The 338-nt window shown below is 44.7% G+C and carries 1 pseudogene; it reads right to left on the bottom strand.

Annotated elements, in window-relative coordinates:
- Nucleotides 1-338 (bottom strand): annotated as a pseudogene (locus ACUU1I_RS21350) (glycosyltransferase); the annotation flags it as partial.

Genomic DNA, 338 nt, shown 5'->3' with positions numbered 1-338 from the left:
AGGTTGAAAAACTTGTGATGCCTTCCAGTGCCAGATTCCATAATTTCCAGCCATTAAATTTTGAGATGCCAGCAACACGCTCTGCGCGTACATATTCAACGACATCCGTCTGACCACCCACCCAGCTCAGTATGCCTTTCATGAAAAGATTTCGCTCAGGCAATAGTTTAATGTTCTCCACAACCTCACGAGACATGAGTCGAAAATCTCCGACATTTTCCTCGATCTTTGGAGTGCTTATTTTGTTGTGTAACTTATAGAACCACTCAGCTGTCTTACGTTTCAGTCGTCCATCAGTTGAGCGGTCTGAACGTTTAGCAAGCACCATGTCAGCACCT

This window comes from Shigella sp. SIG3, from assembly GCF_053555855.1.
The sequence above is the reverse complement of the archived record's forward strand: the minus strand, read 5'-3'. Positions and strand labels throughout refer to the sequence as shown.